Origin of the sequence: Nocardioides sp. (assembly GCF_036374615.1) — a bacterium.
Classification (GTDB): Bacteria; Actinomycetota; Actinomycetes; order Propionibacteriales; family Nocardioidaceae; genus Nocardioides.
Genome location: NZ_DASUTK010000207.1, coordinates 1 through 15,250, shown reverse-complemented (window position 1 = coordinate 15,250; position 15,250 = coordinate 1). Strand labels below are relative to the sequence as shown.

Sequence of the window (15,250 nt, the reverse complement as noted above, 5' to 3'; positions counted from 1 at the left end):
CGACGTCTCGGCTGCGCCGCCCGCGAGCCCTCCCGATTCGGACCGCCCCGTCCTCCCCCCGCCACCCCCGCCAGTGGTCGACCGGCCGGTCCTCACTCGCCGTCGCGGGGCGCCGCCGTGGCTGCCCTGGCTGGTCGGCTTCGGGCTGATGCTGGTGGTGGCCGGTATCGGGGCCTGGCTTCTGTTCGGCAGCGGCGGCGGCGACCCGCAGGTCGCCTCGGACCAGCCACCCGCCAGCAGCCCCGCCGAGGAGGACTCGCCACCCCCCGAGGAGCCGTCCCCCGAGCCGAGCCCGACGAAGTCCGCCGACCCCGAACCGTTCGCCGGCGACCTCGCGCCGTTCTCGACGGTCTCCGCTCCGGGCGCAGCCGCACCCGGGCAGGACGCGGACGGCGAGGTCGTGCGGTACGTCGCGGCGAACATGACCGACGGCGTGCCGGAGACCTGCTGGCGGATGGCGGGCGACGGCACGGGTGAGTCGATCACCTTCCGCTTCGAGCGACCTGCCACGCTCACCGAGGTCGGACTCGTCAACGGCTACGCCAAGGTCGCCAGCGACGGCCGCGGACTGCTCGACTGGTACCACGGCAACCGGCGCATCCGCGCCGTCGAGTGGACGTTCGACGACGGCACCGTCGTCACCCAGAAGCTGCGCGACACCACCCTGGTCCAGAGTGTCCGGGTCAAGAAGGTGAAGTCGGAGTCGGTCACGCTGCGGCTGCTGGAGGTCACCGGCCCCGGTCCCGGCCGCACCTCCCGCAACTACACGGCGATCAGCGAGGTCTCCTTCCTCGGCACCACGCGCTGACTGGTGTGTCCCCTCGCACCCGCCTCTCCCGGGGTTGGACGGAGCACGTTGTCGAAGCTGGCTCGATATGCCCGCCGCCGTCGACGCGCAGTGCGCGCCCTCGCGGAGTCCTGACCCCGGTTCAGAGCCCGCGCCAGGTTGAGGTCGCGCGCCCGATCCGCTCGGAGAGGCCGGTGCCGACCAGCACGCCCGCTGCGATCGCCACGACCGAGAGCAGTGCGTTGAGGAACTCGCCGAGCCCCGCGGCTGCTTCCGCCCCCACCAGGTCGGTGACCCCCTGGAGACCCAGCGCGCCGGGGACCAGCAACCAGAACGCCGGCAGGAACGTCACGGGAACCGGCGGCCCGCTCCGCTGGTGCTGCACCGTGTACGCGACGGGGAGCAGGACGGCTCCTGCGACGAAGCTGGCCCCGAGCGAGCCGAGCACCTGGCCGCTGAGAGCCTGCGCCGCGTACGCGATGTAGAGCACCAGCATCAGCCAGGGGAACGTCCGTCGGGGTGCTGACGAGGCGAGGTAGTGGCCCAGCCCGAAGACCAGGACCCCGACCCACGGTGCCCACGCCCCGAGCGGCTCCACCGTCTGCAGGCCGGTGGGAGCCCCGGCCACGTTCACCCCCATCGCGATGCCGAACGAAAGGAGCAGCAGCCGCTCCAGGCCGTACACCAGCCGCGCCGAGCCCGAGATCATCGAGCCGACCGACAGCTCGACCGTTGCCATCGTCAGCGCCGCGCCGGGAAGGAAGGTGACCAGTGAGGGGATCACGATGTCCAGCGCTGGGGCGTTGAGCCAGCGGACCGACAGCGCGAACGAAGCCCAGGTGACCGCGAACGCCGTGGCCACCGGCAGGATCAGCTCCAGCACCCGGTAGCGATCCGCCCACCACTGCAGCAGGCCTACCAACAGTCCGAGCACTACGTACGCCGGCAGCGCCGATGCCGTCGGGTTCAGCATCAGGCCGAGCCCGACGGTGAGGATGCTGGTGCCGACCAGGGTCACCAACCGGCCGAAGCGTGGGCCGGCGGCCACGAGCGCCTCCAGTCGCGCGGTCGCGTCCTGGACCGGCACCCTGTGGAGCCGGATGTCGTCGATCAGCCGGTAGAGCGCATCGATCTGGTCCAGGCGAAGGGGATGGTTGCTGCCCGGCGCGAAGTCGACCCGGGACGACGGGCCGGTGTCGATCCGGACGAACACCCCGGTCGGCAGCACGAAGAAGCTGACTCCGGTCGCGGCGTACGCCTCGGCGACGTCCTCGAGGATCAAGGTGACCCGGTCCGCGGAGTCCCCGGCCCGGCACATGGCGACGCCGAGCAGGCGCAGGAAGTCGAGGACGTCCTCCGGTGGTTGCTCCACCACCGGCTCCGGGGCGGCCAGGGGTGTCGGGGACGGCAAGCGGCGGGCAGCGGCGGCGCTGACCCGCGTCCACACCCTTCGGCGAACCCCACCCATCCGGTTGGCCACCCAGTCAGAGTGCCGGTCCCTCGGAGCCGGTCACTCGTCCACCAGGGGTGAAGGACGCGACCGGCCCCGAGGCTACGTTCTGATGCGTGAGCGACGTCGTGGTTCAGTCCTCGAGCCGAGCCGGCGGCGTGCTGGCCGCGACCTGCATCTCCACACTCATCGTCAACGCCAACACCTCGGCCGTGAGCATCCTGCTCCCAGCGATCAGCGAAGACACCGGTATGGGTCTGGACACCCTTCAGTGGGCGGTGACGGGGTACTCGCTCGTGGGTGCCGCCGTGATCATCACGTCGGGCTCCCTCGGCGACGTGTTCGGTAGGAAGCGGATCTTCCAGCTCGGGCTCGCGTTGTTCGTGGTGTCGTGCGTGATGATCGCACTGGCCGGATCGGGCGAGATGGTGATCGCGGGCCGCCTCATCCAGGGAGCCTCCGGGGCGACGATCCTCGCCTGCGGGCTCAGTCTGCTGTCGGTCGCCACGACCGGCGATGCGAACCTGCGTGCCGTGTCGCTGTGGGGTGCCGCGGCCGCCGTGGGGGCGGCCGCGGGCCCGCTCCTCGGCGGCGTCCTGGTCGACCTCACCGGCTGGCAGGGCCTGTTCTGGATCGACGCCGGCGTGGCGGTTGGGACCATGGTCCTGACCTTCGCGATGGTCTCCGAGTCCCGCGACCCCGACGCGCCCCGCTCGATCGATTTCGCCGGCACGGTGCTGATCGCCCTCACGCTGACGCCACTGCTCCTCGGGGTCAGCAAGAGCGGCGACTGGGGCTGGATATCTGCTGCGACCCTCGGGTGCTTCGCCATCTCGATCGTGGCCGGGTTCGCCTTCTGGACCGTGGAGGGGCGGGTGCAGGCACCGCTCCTCGACCTGGCGCTCCTGCGCAACCGGATCCTGGTCGGCGCCACCATTGCCATCCTGATCGGGGCCGGCACCATCAACGGCCTCATGTACCTGCTCAGCCTGTACTTCCAGGACCCCGCCACGCTCGACTTCACGCCGTTGCAGGCCGGCCTCGCGACCCTGCCGGCGACCGTCGGGCTGGTGGTGGTGGCACCGCTGGTCCCCAGACTCGCCAAGAGGCTGGGCGGCCGGCAGGTGATCGGGGCCGGCTTCCTGATCACGACCCTCGGGTTCGTCGTGATCGGGTTCACCGATGCCTCCTGGCAGTACGCCAGCTTCCTGCTCCCGCTGGTGGCCATCGCGGTCGGCATGGGCCTCTCCAACGGGCCCTCGTCATCCGCCGCCACCGCGTCGGTCCCCGCCCACCAGGTCGGCGAGGCCTCCGGCGTCTCCAACATGGCGCGGTACGTCGGCGCCGCCGTCGCCACCGCCCTCGCAGCCACGATCTACGGCACCGTCACCGCCAACCAGCGCAGCGACGGGCAGGCCGCGGACGCCGCACTCGCGTCCGGACTGGCCGCGGCGTCGTGGGTGATGGCGGTGTTCAGCATGCTCGGTGTGCTCCTGGCCGTGGTCGCGATCCGGCGGCACCGGATGGCGCACGGCACCGTCCAGGACGCCGCCGCGTCGGCGGCCGCCCACCTGCACACCCTCCCGACGACGGCCACGGTGTCGACGTCGTCCACTACGGATGATTCCGCTCGACGCGACCCCACCGAGGGAGCCCCGTCATGACCGACGCCACCACCCGCCCCCCGGCCATCCCGTTCACCACCGACGACTACGCCGCCCGGATGGCCCGCGTCGTCGCCGACGGCAAGGCAGCCGGGCTCGACGGTGTCCTGGTGACACCCGGCCCCGACCTGGTGTGGTTGACGGACTATCAGCCGACGGCGATCACCGAGCGACTGACGATGCTGTTCCTCACCCCGGACGAGGCGCCGACCCTGCTCGTCCCGGCCCTGGAGCGGCCGGACGCCGAGGCGGCCGCGGGCGCGCCGGCCACCACCTTGGTCGACTGGGCCGACGGAACTGACCCGTATACCGCGGCCAGCAACCGGCTGCGGTCGGACGGCCGCTACGCCGTCTCCGACAGCGCGTGGGCGATGCACCTGCTCGGCCTGCAGACGGTGCTGCCGCGGTCGACGTACCACTCGTTCACCGAGCGGCTCCCGATGCTCCGCGCCGTGAAGGACAGCAACGAGCTGGGCCGGCTGACCGCGGCGGGCGCCGCTGCAGACGCGACGTACGACCAGATCCTCGGTGTGCGCTTCTCCGGCCGCCGGGAGACCGACGTGGCAGGCGACCTGGCGGACCTGCTCCGCAGTCACGGCCACGAGCAGGTTGACTTCACCGTCGTCGGGTCCGGCCCGAACGGCGCGAACCCCCACCACGAGGCGGGCGAACGCGTGATCGAGGTCGGTGACTGTGTCGTGCTCGACTTCGGCGGCCTGATGTTCGGCTACGGCTCCGACACCAGCCGCACCGTCTGCGTGGGCGAACCGAGCGCCGAGGTCCGCGAGGTCCACGAGATCGTGCGCGCCGCACAGGAGGCAGGAGTCGAGGCGGTCCGACCGGGCGTTCCGTGTCAGGAGATCGACCGCGCGGCCAGGAAGGTGATCACCGATGCGGGGTACGGCGAGCAGTTCATCCACCGCACCGGGCACGGGATCGGCGTCACCACACATGAACCGCCGTACATGGTCGAGGGCGAGGAGCAGCCGCTGGTCCCCGGGATGTGCTTCTCCGTCGAACCCGGGATCTACCTCCCCGGCAGGTTCGGGGTCCGGATCGAGGACATCGTCACCGTGACGCAGGACGCCGGTCGACGGCTCAACAACACCGATCGCCACCTCCAGCTCGTCGAGTGAGGGTCATCCCGAACGGATGACGCCGAGCGGCACGCCCGGCCGTCAGGATTCAACTGAGCGACCGTCGAGAGAGGGGACCTGATGGGCACGATGGACGTTCCTGCGGACGATGCAGCGGTGCCCGCCGCGGCCGCTGATGCCCGGCGAGGCAAGGCGGCCGTCTACATCTCGTGGATCGCACTGGCTCTGATGACCACGAGCTCGGTCGCGAGCCTCCGAGCCGCACCGACGATGGCGGTCTACGGGCTCGCGTGCGTCTTCCTGTACCTGATCCCGGCCATCGTGTTCCTGCTCCCGACGTCACTGGTCTCGGCGGAGCTGGCCTCGGGTTACGAGGGCGGCGTCTACAACTGGGTGTCGCTCGGGATCTCCAAGCCGATGGGCTTCCTGGCGGTCTGGTGCCAGTTCGCCATGACGATCTTCTACTACCCGAGCCTGCTCGGCTTCGTCGCGAGCACCCTGGCCTACGTCTTCAACCCGGAGCTCGCGTCCAGCGGCGTCTGGACGGCGTGCGTGATCGTGGTCGTCTACTGGACCGGCGTCTGGGTGTCGTCGCGGGGCACGTCGGGCGTCGCCGGCCTCGCGAGTGGCGGACTCATCATCGGCACGCTCATCCCCGGTGTCGTGCTGGTGTTCCTCGGTGTGGTGTTCCTCGGCCAGGGCAACGCCTCGGCCGCGCCGATGGATTCCGACCACCTGCTGCCCGCATGGGCGGGTCTTGCCAGCCTCGTGCTGATCGTCAACAACTTCCTGTCCTACTCCGGCATGGAGATGAACGCCGTCCACGTCGGCTCGCTCAGGAACCCGGCCAAGGAGTTCCCGAAGGCGATGTTCCTGGCCATGGGCCTGGTGCTGCTCATCTTCATCCTCCCGGCGCTCGCCATCGCCTGGGTCGTGCCCGCCGAGCAGCTCTCCCTGACCGCCGGCGTGATGCAGGCGTTCGACGCGGTGTTCTCCCAGTTCGGCACCCAGTGGCTGACCCCGATCTTCGGCATCATGTTGGTCACGGCCTCGCTGGGTGGCATGCTCACGTGGCTGGCCGGCCCGTCCAAGGGACTGCTGCTGATCTCCCGCCAGGAGGGGTACCTCCCGCCGTTCCTGCAGGCGCTGAACAAGCACGGCGTCCCGCAGAACATCCTGGTCACCCAAGGCGTCATCACCACGGTCATCGCCCTGGGCTACGCGCTCATCCCCGACGTGTCGAGCGCCTACTGGATCTTCTCGGTGATCACCACGCAGGTGTACCTGATCGTCTACCTGCTGATGTTCGTTGCCGCCGTGCGGCTGCGGAAGAACGACCCCGACCACCCACGCGGATACCGGGCGCCGATGCTGATCGGCCTGTGCGGTGTGGGCTTCGCGGCATCGCTCGCCGCGCTGCTCGTCGGCTTCGTCCCACCGTCGCAGTTCGGTGGTGGCAACCCGATCGTCTACGTCCTGATCGTCGGCGGCGGAGCGCTGGGCCTCGGCCTGCTCGTGCCGTTCCTGTTCTACCGATCCCGCAAACCGTCGTGGAAGCAGACCGAGGGAGCGGAGGTGACCCCGTCATGACCAGCAAGGAAGGCGAGGTGAGGCGGCAGGACAGGTGGACCTACTGGGTGGCGTTGGGCCTGCTCGTCGTGCTCATCGTGATTGCGCTGCTCACGTTCGATCGGGCCCGCGACACCAGGCAGGCCTCGGACAAGGCCGACGAGTTCATCGCAGCCTTGGAGGAGGCGGGCCTGACGGCCCCGTCGAAGGACCAGATCACGCGGGTGCTCGGCGATGACGGCGGCGCGCTGTGCGACGACCCGGGTGGTGCCCTTCGCCGAGCCGTCGCCAACATGGCGCTCGTCAACGGCGCCAGCGGGCCGGGCATGCGGCCGATCCTCGCCGACACCGCCAGGCTGCTGCAGGGCCAGCTGATCGCGATCCAGGTCTACTGCCCAGACGAGCTCGAGGACTTCCAGGAGTTCGTCGACGACCTCAAGTCCGAGAACGTCACCGAGAGCTGACGGAGGACATCGATGGATCTCTCGGCCCGCATCTCCGAGCTGATGCCGAGCGTCCGCACGGAGCTGGCCGAGCTCGTGGCCATCCCGTCGGTCGCCGATCCCCGCCAGTTCCCGCCCGAGGAGTGCGCGAGAGCCGCGCAGTGGGTGGTGGACGCGTTCCGGGAGCTCGGCTTCGCCGACATCGGTCTGCACGAGACGTCGGACGGGAGCAAGGCGGTCGTGGGGTCACGCCCGTGCGACGACTCGAACGCACCGACTGTGTTGCTGTACGCCCACTACGACGTCCAGCCGCCGCTCGACGACGACGCGTGGCGAACCCCGCCGTTCGAGCTGACCGAGGTCGACGGCCGCTGGTTCGGGAGGGGTGCTGCGGACTGCAAGGGCAACATCCTCATGCACCTCACCGCCCTGCGCGCGCTGGGCGACGATGTACCGGTGAACCTCAAGCTCGTCGTCGAGGGCTCGGAGGAGCAGGGCACCGGCGGCCTCGAGGACTTCGTGCCCAAGCACGCCGACCTGCTCCGTGCCGACGCGATCCTCGTGTGCGACACCGGGAACGCCGCGGTCGGTGAACCGGCCGTCACCGTCAGCCTGCGCGGCATGGTCAACGTCGTCGTGCACGTCGAGGGCCTGCCCTCCGAGGTCCACTCGGGGATGTTCGGCGGCCCTGCGCCGGATGCCCTGGCAGCGCTGGTGTCGATGCTCGCCTCCCTCCGCGACGCGGACGGCAACACCACGGTCCGCGGCCTCGACAACACCCAGTCGTGGGAGGGCGCACCGTACGATCCCGATGCCTTCCGGGGAGACGCCGCCCTGCCTGAAGACGCTTCCCTACTGGGGTCCGGCAGCGTCTCGGACATGCTCTGGGCCAGACCCGCCCTCACCATCCTGGGCATCGACTGCCCGCCGGTCGTCGGGTCGACCGCCGCGATCGTGCCGCGCGCGAGCGCCCGGCTGAACCTCAGGATCCCACCCGGAACCGAGCCGGAGGCCGCCGAGGCGGCGTTGTACGAGCACCTCACGTCCGCCGCTCCCTGGGGCGTGCACGTCGAGCTGCAGACCGAGGCGACGGGCAGCCCGTTCCGTGCCGACACCGACGGGCCGGCGTACGAGGCGATGCGGACGGCGATGAGGGATGCCTACGGGCGGGGCATGGTGCTGCTCGGGCAAGGCGGATCGATCCCGCTGTGCAACGTCTTCACCGAGACCTACCCCGACGCGGAGCTGCTGCTGATGGGAGTCGAGGAGCCCACGGCACTCATCCACGCCCCCAACGAGAGCGTCCACCCCGACGAGATCGCGAGGCTCGCCCTGGCCGAGGCCGTGTTCCTGCAGCAGTACGGCGCGCCCGCGGCGAGATAGCTCTCACGCGCCGAGGAAGCCAGGAGCCCCGGTCAGAGGGAGGCGAGCAGGGACGCGGCGCGCTCCACGGCCGCCCGGTCGACTCCCAGGTGCGTGACCACCCGTACGACGCGCGGCCCGACCGTCCCGATCATGATCCCGGCCTCGGCGGCCCGGGCGACGAACCCGGCCGCGTCGTCGTGCGGCACCGCCACGATGTTGGTGTCGACGGTCTGCGGGTCGACGCCCAGGGCGTCGGCCAGCAGCTGTGCGTTGTCGTGGTCCTCGGCCAGTCGCTCGAGGTGGTGGTCGAGGGCGTAGAGCCCGGCCGCGGCGAGCACGCCGACCTGCCGCATGCCGCCGCCGAGCCGCTTGCGCCACACCCGGGCCTCCGCGATCGCGTCGGCCGAACCGACCATCAGCGAGCCCACCGGGGCGCCGAGGCCCTTCGACAGGCAGACCGCGAGCACGTCCACCACGGCGCCGTACTCCTTCAGTGCCACGCCGGTCGCCACGTGCGCGTTCCAGATCCGGGCCCCGTCGAGGTGGACGCGGGTTCCCGCGCCCTCGGCGAAGTCCTTGAGGGCAGCCATCTCGGGCAGCGGGACGACCGAGCCGCCCGCGAAGTTGTGAGTGTTCTCGACCGAGATCGCGGCGGTGGCGACGAAGAACGGCCCGAGGTCGGGGGCGAAGAGCTCCTCGATCTCCTCCTGCGCGATCCGGCCGCTCGGCGAGCGCCAGGTCCGCATCGTCACGCCGCTCAGTGCGCCGTGCGCACCCAGCTCGGCCCGAGCGATGTGGGCGCGCGCCTCGCACAGCACCTCCTGGCCGGGCGCCACGAGGCTGCGGACCGCGAGCACGTTCGCCATCGACCCGGTCGGGGTGAACAGCGCGGCGTCGTGCCCGAAGAGGCCGGCCACCCGCTCCTCGAGCGCGCGGACCGTGGGGTCCTCGCCGTACACGTCGTCGCCCACCTCGGCCGCGGCCATCGCGCGCCGCATCCCCTCGGTCGGCTTGGTGACGGTGTCGCTGCGGAGGTCGATCAGGACGTCGCTCATACGCTGCGCAGCATCCGGGCAACGAGGAACGCCAGCTCCAACGACTGCACACGGTTCAGCCGGGGGTCGCACACCGACTCGTAGCGGTGCGCCAGCCCGGCCTCGCTCAAGAGCTCGCCGCCACCCACGCACTCGGTGACGTCGTCCCCGGTCAGCTCGACGTGGACGCCGCCCGGCCAGGTGCCGAGCGACCGGTGCACGTCGAAGAAGCCCTGCACCTCCTCGATCACGTCGTCGAAGTTGCGGGTCTTGTACCCCGACGACGTCTCGAACGTGTTGCCGTGCATCGGGTCGCACACCCACGCGACCTGCACGCCGGCGGCGGTCACCTTCTCGATCAGGTGCGGCAGTCCGTCGCGGATCTTGTTGGCGCCGAAGCGGGTGATGAACGTCAGCCGGCCCGCCTCGTTGTCGGGGTTCAACCGGTCGGCGAGCGCCAGCGCGTCGTCGGGAGTCGTGGTGGGGCCGAGCTTCACGCCGATCGGGTTCTTGATGTGGCGGAGCAGCTCGACGTGCGGCCCGTCGAGCCGACGGGTCCGCTCCCCGATCCAGACGAAGTGACCCGAGACGTCGTACGGCGTCTGGGTGCGCGAGTCGATGCGGGTCATGGCGTGCTCGTACTCCAGCACCAGCGCCTCGTGGCTGGAGTGGAAGTCGACCCGGTGGAACTCGTCGGGGTCGGCGCCGATCGCCTTCATGAACGTCAGCGCGCGGTCGATGTCGTGGGCCATCGCCTCGTACTTCTGGCCCGCGGCCGAGTCGCGGACGAAGTCGGTGTTCCAGGTGTGGACCTGCCGCAGGTCGGCGTAGCCGCCGGTCACGAACGCCCGGACGAGGTTCAACGTCGCAGCGGAGGCGTGGTAGACGTCGACCAGCCGCTGCGGGTCGTGCGCGCGCGACTCGGGAGTGAAGTCGTAGCCGTTGACGGCGTCGCCCCGGTACGCCGGCAGCGTAACCCCGTCACGGGTCTCGAGGTCTGACGAGCGCGGCTTGGCGTACTGGCCGGCGATCCGGCCGACCTTCACGACCGGGACGGACGCGGCGTAGGTCAGGACGACCGCCATCTGCAGCAGCACCCGCAGCTTGTTGCGGACGTTGTCGGCGGTGACGCCGGCGAACGTCTCCGCGCAGTCACCGCCCTGGAGGATGAACGCCTCGCCCCTCGTGACGGCGCCGATCTTCGTCTTGAGCTCGTCGCACTCCCCCGCGAACACCAGCGGCGGCTGGGTACGCAGCCGCGCGACGGCGGCCTCGACCGCGGCGGGGTCTGCATAGGTCGGCTGCTGGGCCGCGCCGAGCGCGTGCAACGACTCCAGCGAGGGGATCTGACTCACCGGTCCAGAGTACGCGGGGCGATGCACCCGGCCGTATCCCGGATCCGCCGCCGAGACGGGTCAGCGGACGTCGTCCTCCATGTGCTCGATGTCGCGGAAGCCGGTCTTCTTGGCGCGCACCCCGCGGTTGGTCATCCAGGTGAGGACCCAGAGCACGATCCCGATGACCAGTAGCCCGCCGGCGATCTGGTAGACGATCGTGTCGCGGTCGACCCAGGGACCTACCAGGAACAAACAGGCGACGGCGGCGATCGCCGGCGTTGGGCCGGGCGACCTGAAGAACCCCTCACGCCTGTCGCGGCGCAGCACGAGGCACGCGATGTTGACGACGGCGAAGACGCAGAGCAGCAACAGAGCGGTGGTGCTGGAGAGGTTGAGGACTATGTCGCTGTCGGACCGGTTGGCGACGTAGTAGATGAGGCCGAGCGCCAGGAGCGTCGAGAACAGGATGCCGACGTACGGCGCCCGCGAGTTCGGCGACACCTTGCCGAGCGAGCGTGGCAGCACGTCCTGGTTGGCCAGTCCGTAGAGCAGGCGGCTCGCCATCATCATGTTGATCAGCGAGGTGTTGGCCACCGCGAAGCAGGCCAGGAACGGGAACACCTTGTCGATCGGGAAGTCCGGCGCTCCGGCGCTCACGACCTCGAGCAGCGCCCGGCCCTCGGCCTCGTTGATCTCGGCGAGCTCACCCGGCGTCAGCACGGCCACCACCGCGACGGCGACCAGCATGTAGATGATGACCGCGATGCCGAGGCCGGTCAGCATGGTGCGCGGGAAGATCCGCTCGGGCTCCCGGGTCTCCTCGACCATGTTGACCGAGTCCTCGAACCCCACCATCGCGAAGAACGCGACCGACGTGGCCGCGGTGACGGCGAGGAACATGCCCTTGCCCTCGGGCGACTCGAAGACGGTGATCCTGCTGACGTCGCCGTCGCCGGCGACGATGGCGTAGAAGCCGACCCCCATGACGATCGTCAGTGCGGCCACCTCCACGAGGGTCAGGACCACGTTGAACTTCACGCTCTCGCCGACGCCACGCAGGTTGATCAGCGCGAGCAGGATCATGAAGGCCATCGCGACGATCGTGATCACCCCGTTGCCCGGGATCTCGTCGATCCAGCCGTTGACCTCCAGGCCCCCGAAGAGGTTCTGCGACAGGACGTTGGCCGACGTCGAGGCGCTGGTGATGCCCGAGCAGATGACGGCGAACGCGACCAGGAAGGTCACGAAGTGGATGCCGAACGCCTTGTGCGTGTAGAGCGCGGCGCCCGCCGCCTGGGGGTACTTCGTGACGAGCTCGAGGTAGGACAGGGCCGTCAGCGTCGCGACCGCGAAGGCCACCAGGAACGGGAGCCACACGACCCCGCCCACGATGCCGGCCATCTGACCGGTGACGGCGTACACACCGGCACCGAGGATGTCGCCGACGATGAACAGCAGGAGGAGCTTGGGCCCCATCACCCGCCTGAGCTCGGGTTCCCGGCCGTGCACGTCCTGGGTGTCAGGGGCGGTCGCACTCATGGCACTGCCTTTCCGAGAGGAGATCGGCTCCCGTCATAGTGGCGCAGATCACAGCGCGCCGCCAAGCACCTCGGCGGCGCGGCTGCGTCCGCGACAACTTCGGGTCGTGAACTTCGCGCGCGATCCAAGGACTTCGGGGTCCATGGTTCCCCCACGAAGTCACTGGTTCCCCGCTCAGGCGGGGAACCACGCGGCCAGGGGCCGGCTCAGCCGAAGAAGACCTCCGCCTCGGCGTACTCCTCGGGTGTCACCAGCTTCAGCTCCGCGGGGCCCTCGCTCAGCGGCACCCGGGCGATGGTGGTGCCGCGCAGCGCCACCATCGTGCCGTAATCGCCGTCGGCGACCGCGTCGATCGCCTGGAGGCCGAACCGGGTGGCGAGCCAGCGGTCGAACGCCGTCGGCGTCCCTCCCCGCTGCACGTGGCCGAGGACGACGGCGCGTGCCTCCTTGCCGGTGCGGGTCTCGATCTCGTGGGCGAGCCGGTCGCCGATCCCGCCCAGCCGGACGTGACCGAAGGCGTCCTTCTCCCCCGACACCAGCGTCATCTCTCCGCCCTCTCGCGGCACCGCACCCTCCGCGACCACCAGGATCGGCGAGAAGCGAGACTCGAAGCGGGACTCGATGAGCTCGCAGACGGCGCCGATGTCGAAGGGGCGCTCGGGGATCAGCACGATGTTGGCACCGCCCGCGATGCCCGAGTGGAGCGCGATCCAGCCGGCGTGCCGTCCCATCACCTCGACGACCAGCACCCGGTGGTGCGACTCGGCGGTGGTGTGGAGCCGGTCGATCGCCTCCATCGCGATGTTGACGGCCGTGTCGAAGCCGAACGTGAAGTCGGTGCCGGAGAGGTCGTTGTCGATGGTCTTCGGAACGCCGACCACGTTGACGCCGAGGTCCGCGAGCCTGGTCGCGACGCCGAGGGTGTCCTCCCCGCCGATGGCGACCAGCGCGTCGACACCGTCGTTCACGAGGTTCTCCTGGATCTTCTCGACGCCGCGCTCCATCGAGAACGGGTTGGTGCGGCTGGAGCCGAGGATGGTGCCGCCCCGCGGCAGGATGCCGCGGACCTGGGGAACGCCGAGCTCCATGGTCAGCCCGTCGAGCGGGCCCTTCCACCCGTCCCGGTAGCCCACGAACTCGAACCCGTGCACCTTGGCGCCCTTGCGGACCACAGCCCGGATCACGGCGTTCAGCCCGGGGCAGTCGCCGCCACCGGTGAGCACTCCGACGCGCATCGTCACTCCTGATTGGATCGTTCACATGGCCGAGAAGACGCTAGCGGAGTTGGTCGATGACGACCAGCGCATCCCGTCCACCCCAAGATGACTAGTCTGCCGGGCTATGACCTTCTCCATCGTGGCCCGGTCCGACGACGGCGAGTCGTGGGGGGTGGCGGTCGCGTCGAAGTTCCTCGCGGTGGGCTCGGTCGTGCCGGCCGCGGTGGCCGAGGTGGGGGCGATCGCGACCCAGGCGTGGGCGAACGTCGCCTACAAGGGTCAGGCGCTCTCGTTGCTCGACGAGGGCGCGACCGCCGCCGTCGCGTTGCAGCGGCTGCTCGCGGAGGACGACGGGCGCGAGGTCCGCCAGGTCGGGATGGTCGACGCCGACGGCGGCGCGGCCAGCCACACCGGTGCCGCCTGCCTGCCGTGGGCGGGCGGACGCACCGGCGACGGGTACGCGATCCAGGGCAACATCCTCACCGGCGAGGAGGTCGTCGCGGCGATGGAGGCGGCCTGGCACGACGTCAGCGACCCCGGCGTCACCCTCGCCCGGCGGCTGCTCGCGGCGCTCCGGGCCGGCGACGAGGCGGGCGGTGACAGCCGCGGCCGGCAGTCGGCGGCGCTGTTCGTGGTCTCCGAGGGAGCCGGCTACGACGGCGGTGACGACGTCGCGGTCGACCTTCGGGTCGACGACCACGCCGATCCGGTCACCGAGCTGGCACGGCTGCTGGACCTCAACGAGTGGTACCTCACCCCGCCCGACGAGGCCGACCGGGAGCCGCTGACCGACGAGCTGCGCGCCGAGCTCGAGGCGTTCGCGCAGCGAGAGGGCAAGGAGTCGTTCGCCGACTGGGTCGGGGCCGAGAACCTCGAGATGCGGGTCGGTGAGGGGTGGGTGGACCGGCGGGTCCTGGAGCAGGCACGCGAGACCGGAGCAGCGGACAGGTGAGCGTCCTCGCGATCGACGCCGGCACCACCGGCGTCACCGCCGTGGTGGTCAGCACCGACGGCGGCATCGTGGCCAAGGGCTACCAGGAGTTCGCGCAGCACTTCCCCCAGCCGGGCTGGGTCGAGCACGCACCCGAGGAGATCTGGCAGGCGACGCTCGAGGCCACCCGTGAGGTCCTGACCCGGGTGGACGCGTCCGAGCTCACCGCCGTCGGGATCACCAACCAGCGCGAGACGATCGTCCTCTGGGACCGCGAGACGCTCGGGTCGCCCCGCCGCGCGATCGTCTGGCAGGACCGCCGTACGGCCGACATCTGCAGCCGACTGCGCGACGAGGGCCACGAGGAGCGGGTCGGCGAGCTGACCGGGCTGCGGCTCGACCCGTACTTCTCCGGGACCAAGCTGGTGTGGCTGGCCGAGAACGAGCCGCACACCTGGACGCACGTCGAGGCGGGGCGGTACGCCGTCGGCACAGTCGACTCCTACCTGATCGCCCGGATGACCCGCGGCGTGCACCACGTCACCGACGTGTCGAACGCGTCGCGGACGCTCCTCTTCGATCTCGCCGAGGGCGGCTGGTCGGACGAGCTGTGCTCGCTCTTCGGCGTACCCCGTGACGCGCTGCCGGAGGTCGTCGCGAGCTGGGGCGAGATCGCGGAGACCGACCCGCGGCTGTTCGTGGGGCTCTCGCTGCCGATCGCCGGGATCGCGGGCGACCAGCAGTCGGCGCTCTTCGGCCAGACCTGCTTCGACGAGGGTGACTCCAAGTGCACGTACGGCACGGGGTCGTTCATCCT

13 protein-coding genes are annotated in these 15,250 nt (G+C 70.5%); 8 read left to right on the top strand and 5 right to left on the bottom strand.

Annotation, left to right across the window (positions count from 1 at the left end; all coding sequences use genetic code 11):
- Positions 1–808, top strand: an 808-nt coding sequence (locus VFZ39_RS16200; protein WP_330866823.1) for an NADase-type glycan-binding domain-containing protein, incomplete at its 5' end; no start/stop codon positions are given.
- Between the two features lie 121 nt (positions 809–929).
- On the opposite strand, the gene VFZ39_RS16195 is transcribed toward VFZ39_RS16200, so the two are convergent.
- The gene (locus VFZ39_RS16195) at positions 930–2,159 is read right to left on the bottom strand and encodes a threonine/serine ThrE exporter family protein (protein ID WP_330866822.1); all 1,230 of its coding nucleotides are present in this window, start codon (positions 2,157–2,159) and stop codon (positions 930–932) included.
- 194 nt (positions 2,160–2,353) lie between these two features.
- Between VFZ39_RS16195 and VFZ39_RS16190 the strand changes: the two genes are divergently transcribed.
- From VFZ39_RS16190 to VFZ39_RS16170, 5 genes are all read left to right on the top strand, one after another.
- Positions 2,354–3,901 (top strand): MFS transporter, encoded by a 1,548-nt coding sequence (locus tag VFZ39_RS16190; protein WP_330866821.1) that lies wholly within the window; start codon positions 2,354–2,356, stop codon positions 3,899–3,901.
- Positions 3,898–5,037 (top strand): aminopeptidase P family protein, encoded by a 1,140-nt coding sequence (locus tag VFZ39_RS16185; protein WP_330866820.1) that lies wholly within the window; start codon positions 3,898–3,900, stop codon positions 5,035–5,037. The genes VFZ39_RS16190 and VFZ39_RS16185 overlap by 4 nt, the downstream gene beginning before the upstream one ends.
- An 81-nt stretch (positions 5,038–5,118) precedes the next feature.
- Entirely contained in the window at positions 5,119–6,588 is a 1,470-nt protein-coding gene (locus VFZ39_RS16180; RefSeq protein ID WP_330866819.1) for an APC family permease, read from the top strand.
- Entirely contained in the window at positions 6,585–7,031 is a 447-nt protein-coding gene (locus tag VFZ39_RS16175; RefSeq protein ID WP_330866818.1) for a DUF732 domain-containing protein, read from the top strand. Before VFZ39_RS16180 ends, VFZ39_RS16175 begins: the two co-directional genes overlap by 4 nt.
- A 12-nt stretch (positions 7,032–7,043) precedes the next feature.
- Complete coding sequence (locus VFZ39_RS16170) at positions 7,044–8,393, top strand: dipeptidase (RefSeq protein WP_330866817.1); 1,350 nt, start codon at positions 7,044–7,046, stop codon at positions 8,391–8,393.
- Positions 8,394–8,425: 32 nt separating this feature from the next.
- Here the strand turns inward: VFZ39_RS16170 and VFZ39_RS16165 are convergent, their stop codons facing one another.
- From VFZ39_RS16165 to VFZ39_RS16150, 4 genes are all read right to left on the bottom strand, one after another.
- On the bottom strand, positions 8,426–9,430 hold the full coding sequence (locus VFZ39_RS16165) for a GntG family PLP-dependent aldolase (RefSeq protein ID WP_330866816.1): 1,005 nt from the start codon (positions 9,428–9,430) through the stop codon (positions 8,426–8,428).
- The gene (locus VFZ39_RS16160) at positions 9,427–10,764 is read right to left on the bottom strand and encodes a class II 3-deoxy-7-phosphoheptulonate synthase (protein WP_330866815.1); all 1,338 of its coding nucleotides are present in this window, start codon (positions 10,762–10,764) and stop codon (positions 9,427–9,429) included. The genes VFZ39_RS16165 and VFZ39_RS16160 overlap by 4 nt, the downstream gene beginning before the upstream one ends.
- Before the next feature lie 60 nt (positions 10,765–10,824).
- The gene (locus VFZ39_RS16155; RefSeq protein WP_330866814.1) at positions 10,825–12,285 is read right to left on the bottom strand and encodes an APC family permease; all 1,461 of its coding nucleotides are present in this window, start codon (positions 12,283–12,285) and stop codon (positions 10,825–10,827) included.
- 206 nt (positions 12,286–12,491) lie between these two features.
- A complete protein-coding gene (locus VFZ39_RS16150; protein WP_330866813.1) occupies positions 12,492–13,520 on the bottom strand; it encodes a 6-phosphofructokinase in 1,029 nt (342 codons plus the stop codon).
- 106 nt (positions 13,521–13,626) lie between these two features.
- Between VFZ39_RS16150 and VFZ39_RS16145 the strand changes: the two genes are divergently transcribed.
- Together VFZ39_RS16145 and VFZ39_RS16140 are read left to right on the top strand one after the other, a co-directional pair.
- Positions 13,627–14,454: a DUF1028 domain-containing protein gene (locus VFZ39_RS16145; protein WP_330866812.1), complete on the top strand. Its 828-nt coding sequence runs from the start codon at positions 13,627–13,629 to the stop codon at positions 14,452–14,454.
- Positions 14,451–15,250: FGGY family carbohydrate kinase (locus VFZ39_RS16140; RefSeq protein WP_330866811.1), on the top strand; the 800-nt coding region annotated here is incomplete at its 3' end. The genes VFZ39_RS16145 and VFZ39_RS16140, both read left to right, overlap by 4 nt.

Coding starts and splice junctions, on each gene's coding strand:
- VFZ39_RS16155 (WP_330866814.1), bottom strand. CDS start 12,285: ATGAGTGCGACCGCCCCTGACACCCAGGACGTGCACGGCCGGGAACCC.
- VFZ39_RS16180 (WP_330866819.1), top strand. CDS start 5,119: ATGGGCACGATGGACGTTCCTGCGGACGATGCAGCGGTGCCCGCCGCG.
- VFZ39_RS16170 (WP_330866817.1), top strand. CDS start 7,044: ATGGATCTCTCGGCCCGCATCTCCGAGCTGATGCCGAGCGTCCGCACG.
- VFZ39_RS16185 (WP_330866820.1), top strand. CDS start 3,898: ATGACCGACGCCACCACCCGCCCCCCGGCCATCCCGTTCACCACCGAC.
- VFZ39_RS16175 (WP_330866818.1), top strand. CDS start 6,585: ATGACCAGCAAGGAAGGCGAGGTGAGGCGGCAGGACAGGTGGACCTAC.
- VFZ39_RS16165 (WP_330866816.1), bottom strand. CDS start 9,430: ATGAGCGACGTCCTGATCGACCTCCGCAGCGACACCGTCACCAAGCCG.
- VFZ39_RS16150 (WP_330866813.1), bottom strand. CDS start 13,520: ATGCGCGTCGGAGTGCTCACCGGTGGCGGCGACTGCCCCGGGCTGAAC.
- VFZ39_RS16145 (WP_330866812.1), top strand. CDS start 13,627: ATGACCTTCTCCATCGTGGCCCGGTCCGACGACGGCGAGTCGTGGGGG.